The 3,929-nt window shown below is 64.3% G+C and carries 3 protein-coding genes; 2 read left to right on the forward strand and 1 reads right to left on the reverse strand.

What is annotated here, in order from left to right; translation table 11 throughout:
* A partial coding sequence (locus ABY44_RS28660) for a hypothetical protein (RefSeq protein WP_431642860.1) occupies positions 1 to 190 on the forward strand: 190 nt, incomplete at its 5' end.
* A gap of 489 nt (positions 191 to 679) precedes the next feature.
* Positions 680 to 1,630 (forward strand): universal stress protein, encoded by a 951-nt coding sequence (locus ABY44_RS28665; protein WP_059694531.1) that lies wholly within the window; start codon positions 680 to 682, stop codon positions 1,628 to 1,630.
* Between the two features lie 12 nt (positions 1,631 to 1,642).
* On the opposite strand, the gene ABY44_RS28670 is transcribed toward ABY44_RS28665, so the two are convergent.
* Positions 1,643 to 3,929: heavy metal translocating P-type ATPase (locus tag ABY44_RS28670; RefSeq protein WP_431642861.1), on the reverse strand; the 2,287-nt coding region annotated here is incomplete at its 5' end.

Consider the following 3,929-nt stretch of genomic DNA (forward strand, 5'->3'; position numbering starts at 1 on the left):
GAGCCACTCCCTCTTCCACCGTGATGCAGTGACATCGGCGTCGTTCAGAACACTCAAGCACAAGATCAGTTGCAGGATACGCAAGGTGGTGCTAATTCAGGAGCCATTCGTGCTCGGCCTCGTCGCTGACGCGTTCGAAGGCGGCGTCCAGTCTGCCCCCGGTCGCCCTACCCGGCTGCCTTGGCTCTAATGTGCTGGCGACCGGATCTGCGAGGAAACGTCGACGCAGGCGATATACGGTGGTGCAGTGAACGCCTAATAGCTGTGCTGCTCGTTCAGCCTGCTGTCGGGAAAGCACGCCGTTGCCAAGCGGTCGAAGCACGGACGCAATCTTCGCTGCTCGAGCGGCCCGCTCGTCGATCGAAGCCATATGGATTCCTATCAATCTACGCGAAACGTTTGCTAGCAGTATTAAAGAACACATGCAACGTGCTAGCAACGTTAGTGAACATTGGCCAAATTTCTGTTGCAGAAACGCAACGGCTAAGCCGCCGCCAGAAAACTTCAAAAAGCCCCTGTTCGCCAAGGCTTCTTTGAGAATTTCCGCTAGCAACGTTTCTGAACGCGGCTAGCACTAATAATGAACGCCTACAGTAGTTGACGAAGGTCAACCTGTCAGAAACCGCCCGTGCGAAAAATTACCGTGTACGAGAACGTCAGTCGCCATAGGGAGACATTCATGAACACCAGCACGTCACCCGTCCAGGCCATCCGCGCTCCTCAGCGAGTGCTGATCGCCGTCGACGGTTCGACCGCATCCGCCCATGCACTCGCGTATGCCAAAGCGCTCTCCCCATCGAATGCAGCGGTGCACATCGTCAGCGTTGCGGAAAATCCGAGAACGCTCTTCCCGCTCGGATCGAAAACCATGGCGTTCCTCGAATCCGCGCGCGTCGAATTGCTCAGGGATGCTTCTGATGCGCTGTCGCGCGCGAAAGCCGCACTGGATCGCGACGACCTCGTCATCGACACGGAAGTCGTCGACCTGGCCGCCCATGGCGGGGATGTCGTGAATGCACTGGCCGACAGCGCGCAAACCTGGCAGGCCGAACTCATGATCGTCGGTGCACGTCAGCATCATGGCTTGCTCGGATGGGTCGAAGGGACGGTTTCCGGCCCGCTCGGCAAACTCGTCGGGTGCCCGCTGCTCATCGTTCCGGAAGGTTTCGCGTCGGTTGCCGAGCACGTGCCACGGCGGATGCTATTCGCCGTCGACGGAAGCGAGATTGCACTCGACGCATTGCGGACGGGGTTGACATTCTCGCGGGCCGACACTGAATTCCGTGCGATATACGCGGTTGATCCCCCCCCAATGCTGGGCGACTTCGTCCTTGGCGGGGCACTGGAAGAAGCATTGATCGGCGAAGGAAATCATGTACTCCAGGTTGCCACGGCCATACTCGAAGGCACGGCCAGACATGCGCAGTCGCAACTCATTCACGCAGATCGAACCGGCGCGGACGTTTCCCATCTGATCGTGCGCGACGCACTCGAATGGAATGCGGACATGATCGTCATGGGCACTCACGGGCGGCGAGGCGTGACGGGCTGGCTCGTCGGCAGCGTGGCCGGGCGCGTGGCGCGCATCACGAAGACACCGGTCCTGCTCGTCCATGCGTCGCGTGCGTGACGCGCTTCGTCGTCACGCATCCGCACCCACGGCGTGGAACAGCTCCTCCTCCTGGGCGCAATGCAGGCGCACGATCGCTTCGAGCCCGTACAGCAAGCGCTGTATCGCCTGCACCTGCATGGCATTCGTTCCGTCGCGCGGCAGGTCGGCGACCGTCTGCCGGAGCGATCGGATCATCTTGAATATCTCCCGGTGTGCGCCGCTCATGGCCGCCAGTGGATCCTCGCCGCCGAGCAGCGGTGCAATACGCGCGTAGACCTCCAGATCGTCGGCGCGTTCGTGCGGCAGCAGCCGTTCGTCGAGCGAGTCGATCATGTGGACCAGCTCGCTGGCGATGGCGGCCCCGGATAGTCCCGGCAGACGATCCGCGAGATCCCTGATCTGGTCCAGCAACGGTGACAATGCCGTGTGCTCGCGCCTGAGCTGCTCGACGTCGACATCGTCGAGCCGGGCGTTCGTCGGCCTCGGGCGATCCAGCAACACGCGCAACGCATTGACGATGACGGCGACGTCGATGACTTCCTGAATCACCGCGCCGGCAATCGGCTGCAGGAATCCGGCCGCCGCAATCGTCATCGCGACGACCGACAGCGACATGCCGGCCACCACGCTCTCGAGTGCGATTCGGCGCGACCGTCGCGCGATACGTATCGCATCCACGAGTCGATCCAGCCGATCGACCAGCAATACCACGTCGGCCGCTTCGGATGACGCGGCCGCCCCCCGCGCACCCATCGCGATACCGACGTCGGCGGCCGCCAGCGCCGGCGCGTCGTTCACGCCGTCGCCGACCATGATCGTCACGCCCTCCTTGCGCGCGGCCTGAATCGCGACGAGCTTGTCCGTCGGCGTCTGCTCGGCACGCACGTCGGTGACACCCAGCAACTCGCCGACGGCCTGGGCGATGTCCCGCCGGTCGCCGGTGAGCATGACGAGGCGCTCGACGCCTTCGCGCTTGAGCAGCCGCAATGCCCGCGGTGTTTCCAGCCGCACCTGGTCGGCCATTTGAATCGCGCCGATCATGACGCCATCCACGCCGACGAATACGGCAGCCCCGCCCTCGCTGACGACTCGCGCCAGGAATGCGTCGCTCCACGGCGCAATCGTCGCGCACACAGACACGTATTCGAACTTGCCGATTGCAACGGTCCGGTTGTCGACCTGGCCCGTCACGCCTTCGCCGGCTGTTTCGATGACGGCCGACGGCAGCGACAGATCGATGCGACGTTCACGCGCCGCGACCGTCAGCGCGTCCGAGATGATATGGCCCGATGCTTGGGCCAATGACGCTGCAAAACGCAGCACATCGTCCGCTGCGACGTCCGCGCCGCATTCGATCGCAACGATGCGCGCCCGTCCTCCCGTCAGCGTCCCGGTCTTGTCGAAGAACAGAATTGTCGCTTGCGCAAGACGCTCCAGCGCACCTCCGCCCTTGACCAGAATGCCGCGTTTCGAGCAACGCGACATGCCGGATACGATGGCGACCGGCACGGCGAGGATCAACGGACACGGCGAGGCCACGACGAGCACGGCAAGCGCACGTGCGACGTCGCCGGTCAACAGCCACGCGATACCCGCGACGAGCAGCGATGCGAGCACGAAGAACGCTGCGTAGCGATCCGCGAGACGCACGGACGGACTGCGCTCGCGTTGCGCACGCTCGACCATGCGAACGATGCCGGCAAACGTGCTGTCGCCTGCCGTCGCGCAGGCAACCATTTCGAACGGCGCGCCGGCGTTGACCACGCCGCTGCATGCGGTTTCCCCGGAACGGCGTCGCAGGGTGGACGATTCGCCCGTCAGCATGGACTCGTCCAGTTCCGCGTCGCCGGTCAATGTGCCGTCGACGGGCACGAACTCGCCGCTCCGCACGAGCAGCCTGTCGCCGGGGACAAGGGTGTCCGGCGCAACCGAGAGCCATTCCCCGTTCTCGAAACGGGTCGCCTGCCGGGGAACGCGGCCGAGCAGTGCGCTCATCTCGCGTTGCGCGCGGTCCTGCGCATACCGCTCCAGCGTCCGCCCGCTCGCCAGCATCAACGCAATCACGGCCGCCGCAAGCGTTTCGTCGAGCACGACCGCCAGCGCGATCGCGAGCCACGCGAGCACGTCGATGCCGGCCTGCCGCCTCATCACGGCCTTGACTAGCGAGACCGTCAATGCGAGCAGGACCGGCAGCGTCCCCAGCAGCCAGGCGAATCGCGCGAGCGACGGCTGGCCGAACGCCACGCATACGCCGCCGCCGGCGAGCGTGGCGGCCGCCAGAATCAGCAACACGAGATCGATCGACCAGGGGACTCGG

The organism is Burkholderia sp. ZZQ-2 (assembly GCF_050768715.1).
GTDB lineage: Bacteria > Pseudomonadota > Gammaproteobacteria > Burkholderiales > Burkholderiaceae > Burkholderia > Burkholderia cepacia.

Coding starts and splice junctions, on each gene's coding strand:
- ABY44_RS28665 (WP_059694531.1), top strand. CDS start 680: ATGAACACCAGCACGTCACCCGTCCAGGCCATCCGCGCTCCTCAGCGA.